Annotated in this window: 31 protein-coding genes; all 31 read right to left on the reverse strand. The window is 39.5% G+C overall.

Going from position 1 to position 17513, the window contains the following annotated elements:
* Positions 1–97: 97 nt before the first annotated feature.
* A complete protein-coding gene (gene rplQ, locus BMX34_RS05040; RefSeq protein ID WP_092571473.1) occupies positions 98–484 on the reverse strand; it encodes a 50S ribosomal protein L17 in 387 nt (128 codons plus the stop codon).
* A gap of 36 nt (positions 485–520) precedes the next feature.
* Positions 521–1465, reverse strand: a complete 945-nt coding sequence (locus BMX34_RS05045) for a DNA-directed RNA polymerase subunit alpha (RefSeq protein ID WP_092571475.1) — start codon at positions 1463–1465, stop codon at positions 521–523.
* Between the two features lie 85 nt (positions 1466–1550).
* Complete coding sequence (gene rpsK, locus BMX34_RS05050; protein WP_092571478.1) at positions 1551–1937, reverse strand: 30S ribosomal protein S11; 387 nt, start codon at positions 1935–1937, stop codon at positions 1551–1553.
* 25 nt (positions 1938–1962) lie between these two features.
* Positions 1963–2319, reverse strand: a complete 357-nt coding sequence (gene rpsM, locus BMX34_RS05055; protein ID WP_092571480.1) for a 30S ribosomal protein S13 — start codon at positions 2317–2319, stop codon at positions 1963–1965.
* A gap of 13 nt (positions 2320–2332) precedes the next feature.
* Positions 2333–2446 (reverse strand): 50S ribosomal protein L36, encoded by a 114-nt coding sequence (rpmJ, locus tag BMX34_RS05060; protein WP_092571482.1) that lies wholly within the window; start codon positions 2444–2446, stop codon positions 2333–2335.
* A 26-nt stretch (positions 2447–2472) separates the two neighbouring features.
* Entirely contained in the window at positions 2473–2691 is a 219-nt protein-coding gene (infA, locus tag BMX34_RS05065; RefSeq protein WP_092571484.1) for a translation initiation factor IF-1, read from the reverse strand.
* A 56-nt stretch (positions 2692–2747) separates the two neighbouring features.
* Positions 2748–3398, reverse strand: a complete 651-nt coding sequence (locus BMX34_RS05070) for an adenylate kinase (protein WP_092571487.1) — start codon at positions 3396–3398, stop codon at positions 2748–2750.
* A gap of 21 nt (positions 3399–3419) precedes the next feature.
* On the reverse strand, positions 3420–4718 hold the full coding sequence (gene secY, locus BMX34_RS05075) for a preprotein translocase subunit SecY (protein WP_092571489.1): 1299 nt from the start codon (positions 4716–4718) through the stop codon (positions 3420–3422).
* Positions 4718–5158: a 50S ribosomal protein L15 gene (gene rplO / locus BMX34_RS05080; protein WP_092571491.1), complete on the reverse strand. Its 441-nt coding sequence runs from the start codon at positions 5156–5158 to the stop codon at positions 4718–4720. The genes secY and rplO overlap by 1 nt, the downstream gene beginning before the upstream one ends.
* Before the next feature lie 30 nt (positions 5159–5188).
* The gene (rpmD, locus tag BMX34_RS05085) at positions 5189–5368 is read right to left on the reverse strand and encodes a 50S ribosomal protein L30 (RefSeq protein WP_092571493.1); all 180 of its coding nucleotides are present in this window, start codon (positions 5366–5368) and stop codon (positions 5189–5191) included.
* Positions 5369–5378: 10 nt separating this feature from the next.
* The gene (gene rpsE, locus BMX34_RS05090; protein ID WP_092571495.1) at positions 5379–5882 is read right to left on the reverse strand and encodes a 30S ribosomal protein S5; all 504 of its coding nucleotides are present in this window, start codon (positions 5880–5882) and stop codon (positions 5379–5381) included.
* Positions 5883–5902: 20 nt separating this feature from the next.
* Complete coding sequence (gene rplR, locus BMX34_RS05095; protein WP_327077512.1) at positions 5903–6268, reverse strand: 50S ribosomal protein L18; 366 nt, start codon at positions 6266–6268, stop codon at positions 5903–5905.
* 39 nt (positions 6269–6307) lie between these two features.
* On the reverse strand, positions 6308–6844 hold the full coding sequence (rplF, locus tag BMX34_RS05100) for a 50S ribosomal protein L6 (protein ID WP_092571499.1): 537 nt from the start codon (positions 6842–6844) through the stop codon (positions 6308–6310).
* 41 nt (positions 6845–6885) lie between these two features.
* Positions 6886–7284, reverse strand: a complete 399-nt coding sequence (rpsH, locus tag BMX34_RS05105; protein WP_092571501.1) for a 30S ribosomal protein S8 — start codon at positions 7282–7284, stop codon at positions 6886–6888.
* Positions 7285–7320: 36 nt separating this feature from the next.
* Positions 7321–7506, reverse strand: coding sequence for a type Z 30S ribosomal protein S14 (locus BMX34_RS05110; RefSeq protein WP_092571503.1), 186 nt, complete (start codon positions 7504–7506; stop codon positions 7321–7323).
* Positions 7507–7523: 17 nt separating this feature from the next.
* Positions 7524–8066 (reverse strand): 50S ribosomal protein L5, encoded by a 543-nt coding sequence (gene rplE, locus BMX34_RS05115; RefSeq protein WP_092571505.1) that lies wholly within the window; start codon positions 8064–8066, stop codon positions 7524–7526.
* Positions 8067–8093: 27 nt separating this feature from the next.
* A complete protein-coding gene (gene rplX, locus BMX34_RS05120; protein WP_092571507.1) occupies positions 8094–8399 on the reverse strand; it encodes a 50S ribosomal protein L24 in 306 nt (101 codons plus the stop codon).
* 26 nt (positions 8400–8425) lie between these two features.
* A complete protein-coding gene (gene rplN, locus BMX34_RS05125; RefSeq protein ID WP_092571509.1) occupies positions 8426–8794 on the reverse strand; it encodes a 50S ribosomal protein L14 in 369 nt (122 codons plus the stop codon).
* A 30-nt stretch (positions 8795–8824) separates the two neighbouring features.
* Positions 8825–9091, reverse strand: a complete 267-nt coding sequence (gene rpsQ / locus BMX34_RS05130; protein WP_092571511.1) for a 30S ribosomal protein S17 — start codon at positions 9089–9091, stop codon at positions 8825–8827.
* Positions 9092–9108: 17 nt separating this feature from the next.
* Positions 9109–9306, reverse strand: a complete 198-nt coding sequence (gene rpmC, locus BMX34_RS05135) for a 50S ribosomal protein L29 (protein ID WP_092571513.1) — start codon at positions 9304–9306, stop codon at positions 9109–9111.
* Positions 9296–9730 carry a 50S ribosomal protein L16 gene (gene rplP / locus BMX34_RS05140; RefSeq protein WP_092571516.1) on the reverse strand — a complete coding sequence of 145 codons (435 nt, stop codon included), beginning with the start codon at positions 9728–9730 and terminating at the stop codon, positions 9296–9298. The genes rpmC and rplP overlap by 11 nt, the downstream gene beginning before the upstream one ends.
* Positions 9731–9732: 2 nt before the next feature.
* Positions 9733–10395: a 30S ribosomal protein S3 gene (gene rpsC / locus BMX34_RS05145; protein ID WP_092571518.1), complete on the reverse strand. Its 663-nt coding sequence runs from the start codon at positions 10393–10395 to the stop codon at positions 9733–9735.
* A 3-nt stretch (positions 10396–10398) separates the two neighbouring features.
* The gene (rplV, locus tag BMX34_RS05150) at positions 10399–10755 is read right to left on the reverse strand and encodes a 50S ribosomal protein L22 (RefSeq protein WP_092571520.1); all 357 of its coding nucleotides are present in this window, start codon (positions 10753–10755) and stop codon (positions 10399–10401) included.
* Positions 10756–10771: 16 nt separating this feature from the next.
* Positions 10772–11053: a 30S ribosomal protein S19 gene (gene rpsS, locus BMX34_RS05155; protein ID WP_092571522.1), complete on the reverse strand. Its 282-nt coding sequence runs from the start codon at positions 11051–11053 to the stop codon at positions 10772–10774.
* Positions 11054–11090: 37 nt separating this feature from the next.
* The gene (gene rplB, locus BMX34_RS05160; protein WP_092571524.1) at positions 11091–11921 is read right to left on the reverse strand and encodes a 50S ribosomal protein L2; all 831 of its coding nucleotides are present in this window, start codon (positions 11919–11921) and stop codon (positions 11091–11093) included.
* A 36-nt stretch (positions 11922–11957) separates the two neighbouring features.
* Positions 11958–12257, reverse strand: coding sequence for a 50S ribosomal protein L23 (gene rplW, locus BMX34_RS05165; RefSeq protein ID WP_092571526.1), 300 nt, complete (start codon positions 12255–12257; stop codon positions 11958–11960).
* Positions 12257–12880 (reverse strand): 50S ribosomal protein L4, encoded by a 624-nt coding sequence (rplD, locus tag BMX34_RS05170; protein WP_092571528.1) that lies wholly within the window; start codon positions 12878–12880, stop codon positions 12257–12259. Before rplD ends, rplW begins: the two co-directional genes overlap by 1 nt.
* 30 nt (positions 12881–12910) lie before the next feature.
* Positions 12911–13543 (reverse strand): 50S ribosomal protein L3, encoded by a 633-nt coding sequence (rplC, locus tag BMX34_RS05175; RefSeq protein WP_092571530.1) that lies wholly within the window; start codon positions 13541–13543, stop codon positions 12911–12913.
* 24 nt (positions 13544–13567) lie between these two features.
* Positions 13568–13876 carry a 30S ribosomal protein S10 gene (gene rpsJ / locus BMX34_RS05180; RefSeq protein WP_092571533.1) on the reverse strand — a complete coding sequence of 103 codons (309 nt, stop codon included), beginning with the start codon at positions 13874–13876 and terminating at the stop codon, positions 13568–13570.
* 669 nt (positions 13877–14545) lie between these two features.
* Entirely contained in the window at positions 14546–15823 is a 1278-nt protein-coding gene (locus BMX34_RS05185) for a mechanosensitive ion channel (protein WP_092571534.1), read from the reverse strand.
* A 95-nt stretch (positions 15824–15918) separates the two neighbouring features.
* On the reverse strand, positions 15919–17478 hold the full coding sequence (locus tag BMX34_RS05190; protein ID WP_159428856.1) for a malonate decarboxylase subunit alpha: 1560 nt from the start codon (positions 17476–17478) through the stop codon (positions 15919–15921).
* Positions 17479–17513 lie beyond the last annotated feature (35 nt).

Below are 17513 nucleotides of genomic sequence, written 5' to 3' on the forward strand. Positions count from 1 at the left end.
ATCTTTGCGATTAATTCATGTGCATAGAGCTAGACTCGAAATACTTCAAATCGTAACACTCTCCATCATAAAGTGAGTAAGAATATGTCAATAATGATTAAACTAACTCAATAATAACCATTTCAGCTGCATCGCCGCGACGTGGTCCTTTTTTAATGATCCGGGTATAACCACCATTGCGGTCAGCATAACGGTTAGCATAATCGTCGAATAAACGGTTTAATACTGTTTCAATGACGACTTCATCGTTTTCTTCGTCAATATGGGCATCAGCAATTTCATTGCGTAAGAATGATGCAGCCCGACGACGTGAAGCTAAATCGCCTTTTTTACCTAGTGTAATCATACGTTCAACAAATTTACGTACTTCTTTGGCCCGTGAAACGGTAGTTTCAATGCGCCCGTTGATGATGACATCAGTGGTTAAATCACGTAACATTGCTTTACGTTGAGAGCTTGTACGCCCTAATTTACGGTATGTCATTATCGTCTTCCTCCTTTACCTATTATCGATTGTATTCTAGTCTTCATCACGTAATCCTAAGCCTAAGTCAGATAATTTCCCTTTAACTTCGGCAAGTGATTTGCGACCTAAATTACGAACCTTCATCATTTCTGATTCGGATTTATTGGTGAGTTCTTGAATAGTATTGATGCCTGCACGTTTCAAGCAGTTATAAGAACGTACAGAAAGATCAAGTTCTTCGATGGTCATGACTAGGACTTTTTCTTTTTCTGTTTCTTCTTTTTCAACCATAATTTCCACATCGCGCGCTTCTTCATTTAGATTCATAAAGACATTTAAGTGCTCGATAAGAATTTTGGCGGCTAAACTTAAAGAAGATTCAGGAGAAATCGATCCATCAGTCCAAATATCCATCGTTAATTTATCATAGAGGTTCTTTTGACCAATACGCGTGTTCTCAACCGTATAATTAACCTTCATAATGGGCGTATAGATTGAGTCAATGGCTAATACACCAATTGGCATATCTTCTCGTTTATTATGTTCGCTACGAACATAGCCTCGACCATTGGATACATTCATTTGCATCTTTAACTCGGCATCCTCAGCCAAGGTACAAATATATAAATCCGGGTTGAGAATTTGAACTTCATTGTCATGAATAATATCTGCTGCCGTTACCACTTTAGGACCAGTAACATTTAATTCAATCACTTTATCTTCTTCAGTATGTAATTTTAGAGCAAGTTGTTTTAGGTTCAGAATAATTGCACCTACATCTTCAGTTACTCCATCAATGGTTTGAAATTCATGAAGTACACTGTCGATTTGGATACTTGTAATGGCTGAACCAGGTAATGAAGATAATAAAATACGTCGTAATGAGTTTCCAAGGGTTGTTCCATAACCACGTTCTAGTGGTTCAATCACGATTTTTCCAAATTTGTCATCGTCACTGACTTCAATTGTAGTAATCTCTGGCTTTTCAATTTCAATCATTGATTATTTTTCCCCTTTCAAAACGTAATGCTCAATTTAATTACTGTTTTCCTATTGGCATTAGGAAGTTTAAACTCAGCATTGCTTATACACGACGGCGTTTTGGTGGACGAGCTCCATTATGAGGAATTGGAGTCACATCACGGATTGCAGTTACATCTAATCCAGTCGCTTGTAATGAACGAATGGCAGATTCACGACCAGAACCTGGACCTTTGACTGCGACCTCAACGGATTTCATTCCATGTTCAATTGCGCCTTTAGCGGCTACTTCTGAAGCCATCTGTGCGGCGAATGGGGTTGATTTCTTAGATCCGCGGAATCCTAATGATCCGGCTGAAGACCAAGAAATTGCATTTCCTTTTTCATCGGTAATCATCACAAGAGTGTTGTTAAAGGTTGAACGAATATGAGCAATCCCTTTTTCAACATTTTTCTTGATACGACGACGACGAGATTGTTGTTTTGCCATTGATTTAACCTCCTTTATTCAGATTCTATTTAGTAATTGCTTTCTTAGGACCCTTACGAGTGCGGGCATTGTTCTTTGTATTTTGTCCACGTACTGGTAAGTTACGACGGTGGCGCATACCACGGTATGAACCGGTTTCTTGTAAACGTTTGATGTTCAAGCTTACTTCCCGACGTAGGTCACCTTCAACTTTAATACTATCGACGATTTCACGAATACGGTCTAATTCATCGTTAGTTAAGTCTTTTACTCGAGTATCTTCAGAGACATTGGCTTGAACTAAGATGTCTTCAGCTGTACTCTTTCCAATTCCGTAAATGTATGTTAATGCAATAACGATACGTTTTTCACGTGGGATATCTACTCCAGCTATACGAGCCATTTATTTCCCTCCTTTAACCTTGACGTTGTTTATGTTTTGGATTGTCACAAATTACCATCACTTTTCCGTTACGTTTGATAATTTTGCACTTTTCACAAATTGGTTTAACTGATGCTCTAACTTTCATCGTGTTCCCTCCTTAAAATAATAACCTTATTTAAAACGGTACGTAATTCGACCCTTTGTTAAATCATAAGGAGACATTTCAACTGTGACTTTATCTCCTGGTAAAATGCGGATGTAGTTCATACGGATTTTACCTGATACATGGGCTAAAATCTCATGACCATTCTCTAATTCAACTTTGAACATTGTATTGGGTAATGTTTCAACAACAATTCCTTCAACTTCGATTACATCATCTTTCGCCATTGATATTCCTCCTTTACCAGCAAGATAATTTATGATTATTCTTGTACAAGAACATCTTATTCTCCTAAGATATTCCGTACTTCGCGATAAACATTCTCAATTGGTTGTTCCCCATTGATACGCGTTAATAAGCCGAGCTGATCATAATGCTCTAAAATTGGACGGGTCGTATCATATTGTAATTGAATACGGTGGCCGACCTTTTCTGGTTTATCGTCTTCTCTTTGGACAAACTCAGTTGAACCGCACACATCACACACCCCATCAACCTTAGGTGGGTTGAAGATCTTGTGATAAGTCGCTCCACAATTTGCACAGACGATACGTCCACTTAAACGTTCTTTGAGTACTTCTGGATCGACATCAATGTAAATCACATGGTCAATCTTTTGGCCTAAGTCTTGTAGATTTTGATCCAAGGCTTGAGCTTGATCAATTGTCCGTGGATAACCATCTAACATAAAGCCTTGCTCTTGAACATCGGCTTGTGATAGACGTTCTTTCACCAGTTTATTGGTAATTTCATCCGGCACTAAATTACCATTATCAGTATATTTCTTTGCTTCTAAACCTAGAGGAGTTTCGTTCTTAATTGCACTACGAAAAATATCTCCAGTAGCAATATGAACCATTGGATAATCCTTGGAAATATGCTCACTTTGGGTTCCTTTACCAGCACCTGGTAAGCCCATTAAAATAATATTCATCTTGTCTACTCCCTCTGTTTATTAATTCTGTAAATTTAAGAATCCCTTGTAACGACGTTTGACCATGCGTCCTTCCACTTGCTTAGCAGTTTCAATAGCTACCCCAACGACAATTAATAAACTCGTCCCTGATAAAGACAAGGTCATCGGCACATCAATAAAGAACCCAACGACAATCGGAGCCACAGCAATAATAACTAGATAGATCGCTCCGACACCACTTAAGCGGTTCAAGATGGTGGTTAAATAGCTTTCCGTATCATTTCCCGGCCGCACACTTGGAATATAACCAGATTGCTTCTGTAAATTCTCGGCGACTTTCTCTGGATTGACTTGGATTAAAGCATAGAAGTAAGTAAATGCGATTAACAAGAGTGTATAGAATATGGCCCCATAAGGATGTCTTAAATCAAAGACTTTAACAATCTCACGGATGATCCAGTGTTTATTAGACATATCCATAAATGAGAAAATTTGTTGAGGGGTCGTAATGAATGATGAAGCAAAGATGACTGGAATAACTCCAGCAGAATTAATTTTCAACGGTAAATGAGCCATATATTTAGCCCCTGATGCCCGTTTAGAATGATGGATTGGAATCCGTCTTTGGGCGCGCTCAACCAAGACTACCATAATAATAGCTAACACTAAAATTAATAGGATACCTAATAAAATAAGTAAGTTTTGGGTGAATTTATCACCGGCGCCTACTAGGCTGGTTTGAACATATTGATAGATATCTTTCGGCACTTCAGAAACAATCCCGGCAAAGATAATCATTGACACACCGTTTCCTATACCGTTGCGAGTAATCTGTTCACCCATCCAAACTAACAACATGGTTCCTGCCGTTAATACCAAGGCGATAGTTACGAAAGTTGTTGCTGTAGGGTTAGCGATTAAACCTAAACCAGATAATTGGTTGAAACCATACGCCAAACCAAGTGATTGGAAGAAACCCATAATAATGGCCAGATAAGTTGAGGCTTGGTTCAACTTCCGTCTGCCGACCTCACCTTGTTTAGACCATTCAGTAAATTTCGGCACCAAGTCCATCTGTAAGAGCTGCATAATAATTGAAGCAGTAATGTATGGAGAAACCCCCATAGCAAATAATGAAAAGCGTTTTAATGCTCCCCCACCAAATGTATTCAATAACCCTAAAATACCACTATCGGCAATTGTCTTCAATGCTTCAGCATTTACGCCTGGAACCGGAATATGTACACCCAAACGAAATACGGCAAAAATAAACAATGTAAATAAGATACGCCGTCGAATATCACGAGTTGTAAATGCATTTTTTATAAAGGTAAACATTAAATCACCTCGATTGATCCACCTGCTGTAGCGATGGCTTCTTCAGCAGTTTTAGAGAATTTGTGAGCTTGAATCGTTAACTTACGATCTAACTTGCCATTACCTAAAATCTTCACTCCACTTAATTCTTGTTTGATAAGACCTACTTCTTTAAGTAAAGTTGGAGTTACTGTTGTACCATCTTCAAATCGATTCAATGATTCTAGATTTACGGTTGCATATTCTTTACGGTTCATGTTGGTGAAACCACGTTTAGGAAGTCGACGAGATAATGGGGTTTGTCCACCTTCAAAACCTAGTTTAACTTTCCCACCAGAACGTTGTTTTAACCCTTTTTGTCCACGTCCTGCAGTCTTACCATTTCCAGAACCTTGTCCACGTCCAACGCGGTTACGGTCTTGACGAGAGCCTTCATTTGCTTGTAAAGTATGAAGTTTCATAGCTTCGGCACCTCCTTATTTAGTAATAAATTATACTTCTTTAAATTCAACTAGATGTTCAATAGATTTAATCATGCCACGAATTGCTTCGTTATCAGGCTTAGTCACTACTTTATAAGTCTTGGTTAGCCCCAAAGCTTTAGCAGTATTGATATGGTTTTGTTTACGACCGATTAAACTTTTCATTAATTTAATTTCTAAGTTCGCCATATCTTTCCTCCTAACCTAGCAATTCTTCAACAGATTTACCACGTAAATCTGCAACTTCTTCAGCTACCTTTAATTGTTTAAGGCCTTCAACAGTTGCACGAATCATATTGATTGGTGTGTTAGATCCTAGTGATTTACTAGTTACATCACCAATACCGGCTAATTCGACAACGGCACGAACAGGGCCACCAGCAGCAATTCCAGAACCGGCGATCGCTGGTTTTAATAATACACGACCACCACAGAATTCACCGATGGTTTCGTGAGGAATCGTTGTTCCAGTCATTGGAACTGAGATCATGTTCTTCTTACCGTTCTCAATGGCTTTACGGATAGCTTCTGGAACTTCCGCAGCTTTCCCAGTACCGAAACCAACATGACCATTTTGGTCACCAACAACGACAAGGGCTGAGAAACGTAGACGGCGTCCACCTTTTACAACTTTAGTCACTCGGTTAATTGCAACCACACGGTCAGTAATTTCACCAAGTGTTTCTGGATTAATAAATTCCATTCTTGGGTGTCCTCCTTCTCTTAAAATTCTAGTCCGGCTTCACGAGCAGCTTCAGCTAAAGCTTTCACGCGTCCGTGATAAATGTAACCACCACGGTCAAAGACAACTTTTTTGTGACCTTTCTCGATGGCACGTTCAGCAACTAATTTACCAACTGCTTGGGCTTGTTCTGTTTTTGAGCCTTCTGCAATTGTTTGATCATTACTAGAGGCACTAACTAGCGTCACACCCGCTACGTCATCAATTAATTGAGCGTAGATGTTTGTATTCGAACGGAATACATTTAAGCGTGGGCACTCAGCAGTACCAGAGAGTTTATTTCTAACGCGCATATGGCGTTTTTTACGTAATTTATTCTTATCTGGTTTTGATATCACAATTGTCACCTCTTTATTTTAAATTTATATATGATGATGGGCTGGCGATTATTTACCAGTCTTACCTTCTTTACGACGAACATATTCGCCAACGTACTTAATTCCTTTACCTTTATAAGGTTCTGGTGGACGAACAGCACGGATATTGGCAGCTAGTTCGCCAACTTTTTCTTTGCTGGTTCCTTCAACGACGATTTGAGTATTTGAAGGAACTTCAATACTGATACCTTCACCAGGTTCGAACTCAACCGGATGAGAAAGACCTACGTTCAAGACTAATTTGCTGCCTTGTTTTTGGGCCCGGTATCCAACACCGACTAATTCTAACTCTTTCTTGAATCCTGTAGATACGCCTTCAATCATGTTCGCTACTAATGAACGAGTTGTGCCATGGATTGAGCGCATTTCTTTTTGATCGTTAGGACGGGTAAAGTTAATGGAATTATCTTCAATCTTCACGGTAATGTTTGAATTAAGTTCACGTGATAATTCACCTTTAGGACCTTTAACAGTAACTGTTTGCCCGTCTAGTTCCACGGTCACTCCTGAAGGGATTTCGATGGTTTTATTTCCAATACGACTCACAGGACCGCACCTCCTTATATTATATCTCTTATTTGCTTAAATTACCAAATGTAAGCGAGTATTTCGCCACCCACGCCTTGTTGACGTGCTTGTTTATCAGTAATCAAACCGTTTGATGTTGATACGATGGCAATGCCTAAGCCGTTCAAGACTTTAGGAACTTCATTTGATTTCGCATAAACACGTAAACCTGGTTTAGATATACGTTTCAAGCCAGAAATGACTTTTTCATTATTGCGACCATATTTTAATTGTAATGTGAGCATGTTTTGCTTGTTATCTTCTTCAACTTCGTAACCTTTGATGAATCCTTCATTTTTAAGAATTTCAGCCATGGCTACTTTCATGTTTGAAGATGGAGCAGATACTGTCGCATGATTTTGTGCTAGGGCATTACGAATTCGTGTTAAAAAATCTGCAATTGGATCTGTCATAACCATAAAAGTTTACCTCCTCGTTTTTAAGAATAATGGATATTACCAACTTGCTTTCTTGACTCCAGGAATTTGTCCTTTATAAGCAAGTTCACGGAAGCAAATACGGCAAAGTTTAAATTTGCGAAATACTGAATGCGGACGTCCGCAACGTTCACAGCGTGTGTAATCTTGAACTGCATATTTATGTTTACGTTGTTGTTTATTAACCATTGATGATTTAGCCAATATTTTCGCCTCCTTTATTATTTTCTAAATGGCATACCTAACTCTTTAAGTAAGGCATAGGATTCTTCGTCAGTTTGAGCAGAAGTTACGATAACAATATCCATCCCTCTTACCTTATCGACATTATCATAAGAAATTTCAGGGAATATCAATTGTTCTTTAATCCCTAAGGTATAGTTTCCACGACCGTCAAAGGCCTTATTAGAAATCCCTTGGAAGTCACGAACACGTGGTAATGATACAGTAATTAATTTGTCTAAAAAGTCGTACATTTTTTGATCACGTAGGGTAACTTTAGCCCCAATAGGCATTCCTTCACGTAAACGGAAACCAGCAATAGATTTCTTTGCTTTAGTAATTACTGGTTTTTGTCCAGCTAATAGGGTTAATTCGTCAACAGCTTTGTCTAAGTTTTTGGCGTTAGATACAGCGTCGCCCACACCCATATTGATGACAATCTTTTCAACTTTAGGAACTTGCATTACAGAAGTATAACTGAATTGTTCCATTAATTTTGGGGTAACTTCATCTCTAAATTTAATTTTTAAACGGTTTTCCATGAATACTTATCCTCCTTCCTCAAAGAATTAGTTAAGTGTAGTGTTTGATTTCTTGGCAAAGCGAACTTTCTTGCCATCTTCTTCACGATAACCTACACGGCTAGTTTCTCCAGTTGATGGATCAACAAGTTGTACGTTAGATACGTGAATTGGGGCTGGAAATTCGTTCATTCCGCCGGTTGACATTTGGCTTGCTTTTTGGTGTTTCTTAGCGATATTAAGGCCTTCAACGACTACTTTGTCAGCCTTAGGCATCGTTTTAAGAACGGTTCCTTCTTTGCCTTTATCTTTACCAGCAATAATTCTGACTTTATCGCCTGTTTTAATACGCATGTCCAGTTTCCTCCTTCGTTATGAGATTATAAAACTTCTGGAGCTAAAGAAACTATCTTCATAAAGTTGTTTTCACGTAGTTCACGTGCAACGGGACCAAAGATACGGGTACCACGTGGGCTCTTATCGTCACGAATAATTACACAGGCATTTTCGTCAAATTTAATGTAGGTTCCATCTTTACGACGGGTTCCTGATTTAGTACGGACGATAACGGCTTTAACAACGTCGCCTTTTTTAACAACCCCACCTGGTGTTGCGTTTTTAACCGTTGCTACAATGACGTCACCAATATTGGCAACCTTACGTCCAGATCCGCCTAAAACTTTGACTGTCAAGACTTCACGTGCACCGGAGTTATCGGCTACTTTCAATCGAGTTTCTACTTGAATCATTTATATCCTCCTTCCGACACTTATGGTCTATTAGATAATTACTGCTTCTTCAACAACATCTAATAAGCGGAAGCGTTTCGTTTTAGACAATGGACGAGTTTCCATAATAGTAACGATGTCGCCTTCTTTAGCACGGTTTTGTTCATCATGTGCTACATATTTTTTAGAGTATTTTACACGTTTACCGTATTTAGGGTGTGTTTTACGCGTTTCAACAATTACAGTAATTGTCTTATCGTTCTTGGCAGAAATTACCCGACCACGGTATACTTTACGTTCATTTCGTTCTGCTGTCATGTTATGCCTCCTTCACTCTATTGTTCAGACAATTCTTGCTCACGCAAGACTGTCTTGATCCGAGCAATCGTTTTACGTACTTTACGTAAACGGGCAGTGTCTTCTAATTGTCCAGTTGCCAATTGGAATCGAAGATTGAAAAGTTCTTTTTTGAATTCTTTTTCTTTCTCAACCATTTGTGCAGTGGATAATTCTCTAATTTCTTTAATTTTCATTCGATTCACCACCATATTCTTCACGTTTTACAAATTTAGTCTTGATTGGTAACTTGTGTGAGGCCAAACGGAAAGCTTCGCGAGCAACTTCTTCAGAGACTCCATCGATTTCAAATAGAATCTTACCCCGTTTAACTGGTGCTACCCATCCTTCTGGAGTACCTTTCCCTTTACCCATACGAACCCCAATAGCTTTACTGGTATATGATTTATGAGGGAAAATGTTAATCCAAACTTTCCCACCACGTTTCATAAAGCGTGTCATTGCAATACGAGCAGCTTCGATTTGACGGTTGGTAATCCAATGAGATTCAATTGCCCGAAGACCGTAAGATCCGAAAGTAACCTCTTTACCACCTTTAGCTTCACCACGCATACTTCCGCGGAATTCACGACGGTGTTTTACACGTTTAGGTACTAACATCTTTATTTCCCTCCTTTCGTAGCTGGTTCTTGCACCATGCCCGGCAAGATTTCGCCACGGCTAATCCAAACTTTAACTCCTAATTTACCGTATTGTGTGTCAGCTTCTTCCCAAGCGTAGTCGATATCGTTACGCAAGGTATGCAATGGAACGGTACCTTCACTATAGTGTTCGGTACGGGCCATATCGGCACCATTCAAACGTCCAGACACTTGGGTCTTGATTCCTTTGGCTCCTGCCCGCATTACACGTTGGATGGCTTGTTTTTGAGCACGACGGAATGCAACCCGGTTTTCTAATTGACGAGCAATGTCTTCTGCGACTAATTTAGCATCAAGACTTGCTTCTTTAACTTCTACAATATTAATATGAACTTTCTTACCAGTTAGCTTCGCTAATTCATTCTTTAGAGTATCAACTTCTGTTCCACCTTTACCGATAACCATTCCCGGCTTTGCAGTTGAAATAGAAACGACCACTCGGTTTGAAGCCCGTTCAATTTGAATTGTAGAAACAGAGGCTTCTGAAAGTTTTTTGTAAATAAACTCACGAATTTTAATATCTTCGTGTAGGTATTCGGCGTACTTCTTGTCTGCATACCATTTAGCATCCCAGTCACGGATAACGCCAACACGCATACCTATTGGATGTACTTTTTGACCCATTAATTATGCCTCCTCTTTCTCTGATACCACAATGGTGATGTGGCTGGTTCTCTTGTTAATTGGTGAAGCTGAACCACGGGCACGTGGACGGAACCGTTTCATAGTTGGTCCTTCGTCAACGAATGCTTCACTAACATATAAGCTAGCTAGATCCAAATCATAATTATGTTCGGCGTTAGCGATAGCTGACATTAATACTTTCTCAACGACTTCAGCGGCACTGTTTGGAGTGAATTTCAAGATTGAAATAGCTTCCCCAACTTGTTTTCCTCGGATAAGGTCAATTACTAAACGTGCTTTACGAGGGGCAATGCGAACTGTCTTAGCCGTTGCTTTTGCAGATGTAACTTGTTCTGTCATCTAATTCCCTCCTCTTTTAACGTTTCTTAGTTTGTTTGTCATCTTTACTATGACCACGGTAAGTTCTTGTTGGTACAAATTCACCTAATTTATGACCGACCATATCTTCTTGGATATATACAGGCACATGTTTACGACCATCATATACGGCAATGGTTAATCCGATAAAATTAGGGAAAATGGTTGAACGGCGTGACCAAGTTTTAATAACTTGTTTTTTACTGTTTTCTGCTTGTGCTTCTACCTTTTTCATTAAGTGTTCATCAATAAAAGGTCCTTTTTTCAAACTACGACTCACGGTGTAGCCTCCCTTCATATATTATCTGTGACTTTTACTATCTTTTACGTTCACGGATGATTAAATTACTTGATTTTTTACGAGTTTTACGAGTTTTAAGACCTAATGTAGGTTTACCCCAAGGACTCATTGGGCTTGGATGCCCGATTGGTGCGCGACCTTCCCCACCACCGTGTGGGTGATCATTAGGGTTCATTACAGAACCACGAACGGTTGGACGTATAGACAGCCAACGAGATCGTCCTGCTTTACCTTTATTAATCAGTTCATGTTGCTCGTTGCCAACAACACCAACAGTTGCTCGGCAAGTCGCTAGAATCATTCGAACTTCACCTGAAGCTAATTTAACTAATACATATTTACCTTCTTGACCAAGCACTTGGGCACTCGCTCCGGCTGAACGCACTAATTGAGCTCCTTTACCAGGTTTCAATTCAATATTATGAACGAAGGTACCTACTGGAATATTAGCTAATGGTAGGGCATTTCCTACTTGGATGTCTGCTTGAGGTCCTGATTCAATCTTTTGACCTACTTTAATTCCTTTTGGTGCAATGATGTAAGTTTTTACCCCATCTTCGTAATGAACTAGGGCAATGTTAGCTGAACGATTTGGATCATATTCAATCGTCTTAATCGTTCCAACCACTCCATCTTTATTTCGTTTGAAGTCGATAATCCGGTATGCCCGTTTATGACCCCCACCTTTATGGCGGACAGTGATCTTACCTTGGCTGTTACGACCGGCTTTTTGTTTTTGCGATGATAAAAGTGTTTTTTCTGGTTTATCTGTCGTTAACACAGAGAAGTCATACCCTGTCATATTACGACGACCATTTGTTGTCGCTTTATAATGTTTAATCGCCACTGGTTTTCCCTCCTATATTATTTGATTTAGTCTTGATTATTCTTCGTCATCTGACTCGAACAATTGAATATCAGCTGATTCTGGAGTTAATGTTACGATGGCTTTCTTATATTTACGGGTGAAGCCTTGGTAGCGACCCATACGTTTTGCTTTTCCATCAACATTAATTGTGTTTACTTTAGCTACTTTAACTCCTTCAAACATAGCTTCAACCGCTTGTTTGATTAAGTTCTTGTTGGCCCGACGATCAACTTCGAAAGTGTATTTCTTTTCGTCAATGGCATTCATCGATTGTTCGGTAATAACCGGACGTAGGATTACTTCAGAAAATTCCATTATGCTAAAGCCTCCTCTACTGTTGATAATGCTTGTTTAGTAATTAAGACTTTATCATAATTGACTAAGTCTAGAACATTCAAATTATTATCATCGATTACTTTTACATTTGGTAAGTTACGAGCTGATAAATAAGTGTTGTCGTTCTCTGCTTCTAAAACTAGCAATACTTTTTGGTCTAGGTTTAGTTTGTTCAATACTTCTTTGAATTCTTTGGTCTTTGGTCCATCGAAAGCTAAATCTTCAATCACGACGAAGCTTTCTTCAGCAACTTTTTGTGATAAAACAGATTGTAAGGCTAAACGACGTACTTTTTTAGGTAATTTATAGCTATATGAACGAGGTGTTGGTCCAAAGACGGTTCCTCCACCAACCCATTGTGGTGAACGGGTAGATCCTTGACGAGCACGTCCGGTACCTTTTTGTCTCCAAGGTTTACGTCCACCGCCACTAACGGCGCTACGATTCTTAACCGCGTGAGTTCCTTGGCGTAATGAAGCACGTTGCATAATAACAGCGTCAAAGATAACTCCTTCATTTGGTTCAATTCCAAAGATGGCATCTTTTAATTCGATTTCTCCAGCATGGCTTCCGTCTTGTTTGAACATTGTTACTTTTGGCATTCTCTCGTTCCTCCCTTCTTATCTCTGAATTTAATTTGATTTAATCGCTGATTTGATTTCAACGAGTGATTTCTTAGATCCTGGGACATTTCCTTTAATAAGGATGATGTTGTCTTCTGGATTCACTGCTACGATTTCTAAGTTTTGAATGGTAATACGTTGGCCACCCATTTGACCTGGTAATTTCTTACCTTTCAATACACGGCTTGGCGTAGAAGCCATACCCATTGAACCAGGACGACGATGGTAACGAGAACCGTGAGCCATAGGTCCACGACCTTGACCGTGACGTTTAATAGCCCCTTGGAAACCTTTCCCTTTGGAAGTTCCTGTTACATCAACGATGTCTCCTGCTGCGAATGTCTCAACTGTAATTTCTTGTCCAACTTCATATTCTCCTAGCTCGACATTGCGAAATTCGCGAATGAAGCGCTTAGGAGTAGCATTTGCTTTTGCTACATGACCTTTATGTGCTTTGGTTGCTAATACTTCACGTTTGTCTTGAAAACCTAACTGAACTGCTTCATAGCCATCTGTTTCATTGCTTTTAACTTGCAATACCACGTTTGGTTGAGCTTGAATCACAGTGACTGGGATTAGTTCCCCGTTTTCAGTAAAGTATTGTGTCATACCTACTTTTGTTCCTAAGATTCCTTTGGTCATGAGTACACCTCCATTTTGTTAATTTTATAATTTAATTTCTACGTCAACACCACTTGGTAAGTCTAATTTCATCAAAGCATCCACAGTCTTAGCAGTTGGATCGATGATGTCAATTAAACGTTTGTGGGTACGCATTTCGAATTGTTCACGAGAATCTTTGTATTTATGTGGAGAACGGATCACGGTATAAACTGAACGTTCGGTTGGTAATGGAATCGGTCCAGCTGTCTTAGCTCCTGTTCTTTGCGCTGATTCTACAATCTTACTCGCTGACACATCAAGAGCACGGTGCTCATATGCTTTCAAACGAATACGAATTTTTTGGTTTGCCATTTATTTTCCTCCTTCGTCTATTATCTTCGAATGACTAGCTCCGCGAGAATTACCGACCTCCAGGCAGTGGCAACTCATCCTAGCGTGTCGCAACCTCCCGCTTCATAGCTCACCGATACCATAAAAGTACCGGTGTAAATACAGTATCCCGAAGGACACAACGAACATTATACTGGAAGCTTTGCCGACTTGCAAGGCCTATTTAAAGAAAGTTCAAATATTTTTTTACTCATTCGGGTTAAATTCTTTTGGCTGCCAATGGGCGCAGGAAATATCAATATTCTTTACGATGTGTTTACTCATACGAGTTTGTAATAATATCTTTTACTCTCATCGTTCTTATCTGACGGATCCTAGGCATAATTCTTCCTATATTATAGTAGAAACCCGTTAGTTATTTGGAGAATATTTTCTTAATTTCTGGTCAATTATAATTTTTGAAATCCGAATCGGTTTACTGATCCTCTCAAAAAGTTATTAAGCTTGAGGTCGGTCAAATGAATCTGATGGAACATCCATTGACACTGATTCATACAAAAAACAGCTACTATGAACCACCATGGCAGGGGCTAGTAGCTGTAAAATCATTCTGAGTGTGTATGGCTATAATATTTATTCGCCTTAATCTATTTAATCTTATTGGGTAGTTCGCCTGAGTTCAAATTAAGTTTAGACTTGATGGTCTAAATGATTATCTTCATTCAATGTTTGTTGAGGGTCGGTGATAATTTGATTGGATTGTTCTCCTTCTTTGGCCAGAGTATGGTCGATTTCTTCTAGCTTGCGATGAGCATAATCTTTGCCACCTAAACCAAAGGCTAGGACGAAGGCACCGGCTAAAGCACCAAGAATAATCACAAAGGCAGAGTTTACGATAGTTTGAGCGATTTTCAATTGGTCTAAGGTCATAAAGATAGCCAAAGCAATAATTGTAAAGCGAACCAATTCACTAAATAAGCTTGATCCAGATACTTGTTTAATAAAGTTGGCGAAGATATTTCCTCCGATGAGCCCAAGCGCCAAGATAATCACCGCTGAAATTACCGCTGGAATATAGGCAATAATTGAAGAACCAATTGCATTTAGGACATCCAGATTTAGGATGTTAATCGCTTCAACGATAAAGAATAGGGTCAAGAGACTTTGAACTAATACACCAATGACCCCTGAAATTTTGAGTTGGCTTTCTCCTTTGAAATTTAAATATTTAGAATATTGATCAATTCCAGAGGTAGATAATAAACCTTCAACCACATCTCCCAGCAATTTGCCGACGAAGCTACCAATCACTAACATAACTACCGCTGCAAAGATATTCGGAATAGCTCCTAGAATTTGATTTAAGACATCAATGATGGGTTGGGAAATAGATTGAATCCCTAGAGTCTCTAAAGCGACCGTAAGAATCGGAATATACAAGAGAACATAAACCACAGAAGATAAGACATCCGCCATTTGATTTTCATTCACATTCAATCCGTGAACCGATTGTTTAGTTACCTTACGGTACCATTTGTCAATGTTCAAACCGGTAAGAATGTTCTTGACTAAACGCTTAATAAAGTTACAGAAATAGCCCCCAATAACTAGAATAATCAAGGCCATCAATAGATTAGGAATAAAGGCTAAGAAAGTAGCAAACATGGCCACAATTGGATTTAAAGCTCCACCAATATTTAGGCCTGCGAGAATACTTGGTAAGAATAGAATAATAACAATAAAGTATAAAATAGAAGCAATCGTTTCAATAAATACATTGGCTTCTTCCTTGCTTTTGGCAAAACCCCAATGTTGTAACTGTTGATCGAAATCAATCTTATTTAAAACGGTGATGGTGAAGCGTTTAATCGCCCAAGCCACCACTAAGGCTACGACTAATAATAATAAAGCACCAAAGATACCCGGCAGAGCATTGACAATTGAGCGGAAAAAATTATCAAGGTTCATCTTATCATCTCCCTTTCTAAGGGTCATTGTACCATTTAGGCTTCAAACTTTTCATCTAAAATGGCTTCGGACCAAGCAAATTTCTCAATCAATTCTTATCGACATAGGGGATGCTGCCAAGCTAAATCAAATAAACTTGAGTCCATCTTCTTGAGACTCGGACTAATCACAGGTTGAAATGAAAGTTGTTGAAGAATATCCTGTTCTAAATCTAAACCAGGGGCAATTTCAATCAGGCGTAGCTTACCTTGCCTATCCAAATCAAATACTGCCCGTGAAGTGATGACCATTATTTCTTTGCCGGCATTTAATTGAATACCACTGGCGAAAGAAATATTAACTAGTTTCTTAACAAATTTATCGTGATTGCCAGAGTGAAGTATACGAACTTGCTGATCAACTAACTCTACTTGCTCTCCTTGTCTAAATTCACCGATAAAAATAATCTTCTGAGCGCCATGGGTAATATCAATCATCCCACCAGGGCCATAAATCTTCCCGCCTAATAGGGTAGAGTTCATATTCCCATAAGGATCCAGCTGACCAAAGCCAAGGATGGTCGCATCTAAGCCTCCTCCGTGGAAGAGACTAAACATGTCTTGGCTAGCTAGGATGGCTTCGGCATTGATACTGGGACCATAGTCATAGCCCGAACATGGGTAGCCGCCATAGCCCCCAAAGTCAATAGCAAATTTAATCCGATCTAATAGTCCTTGTTCGCCAATCACCCGATTAATTCGCGAAGCCAAACCATTGCCGATATTAACCAATGAATAATCAGGAAGCTCGCTGGCTGCCCGTCTTAATATAATGTCCTCAATGGTTAAAGAAGTTTGCGTTTCGAAGCTTAACTCTTTGGTCTGCTCATTCGATAAATACGGACTATAGTGGATGAAAGGAGTCTGCTGATGATAATGACTTTGACCAATCACTACTTCATCAACAAGATGACCAGGTACGACCACTTCATGGGCTGGAATCTTCTTGTCAATGATTTCTTCAACCTGAGCAATGACTAGACCCCCCGCATTCTTTGCTCCGGCAGCCAGTGAGAACTGTTCCAGACGATTCGTTTCATGTTTCAAGGAAATATTCCCCTGACGATCGGCAAAAGTCCCCTTAATAAAAGCCACATTAAAATTTAGCGGACGGTAATGAAGATAAGGCTGACCGTCGATCTGACACGTCGAAACATAAGGTGTTTGGGCTTGGGCTGAAGGATTCATCTGACCCGCTTGGAGTCTCGGATCGATAAAAGTATCTAAACCTACTTGGCTAAAGACACCTGGCCCCCGTTGAGCAGCATTCTGATACAGTTGACCAATGATCCCCTGGGGCAACATGAATAATTCATAAGCATCCTGACGAGCTAGCGCTTCGGCTAGAGGACATAAAAATAAGTAAGAACTGACGACCCGTTTCAATAAACCAGGAACTATCAGATGATCTAATCCTCGCCCTTCCCCCATACCCAAACCGGCTGTCGAGATAAAGGTAATCGCACGCGGTGATTGGTGTTGCCGATAATATTCCCCCAAACCAGCAAACAGCTGTTCCGGCATCCCACCAATACCAAAAGAAGTCGTAGCAATGATTGCTTGATCGGGAATCTTGGCCATCACCTCAATATAATTACTCGCTTGTAAATTTCTCATAAACATTCCCCTTTTAAAAGAAGATAGATGCACTT

The organism is Ignavigranum ruoffiae (genome assembly GCF_900110675.1).
Classification (GTDB): Bacteria; Bacillota; Bacilli; order Lactobacillales; family Aerococcaceae; genus Ignavigranum; species Ignavigranum ruoffiae.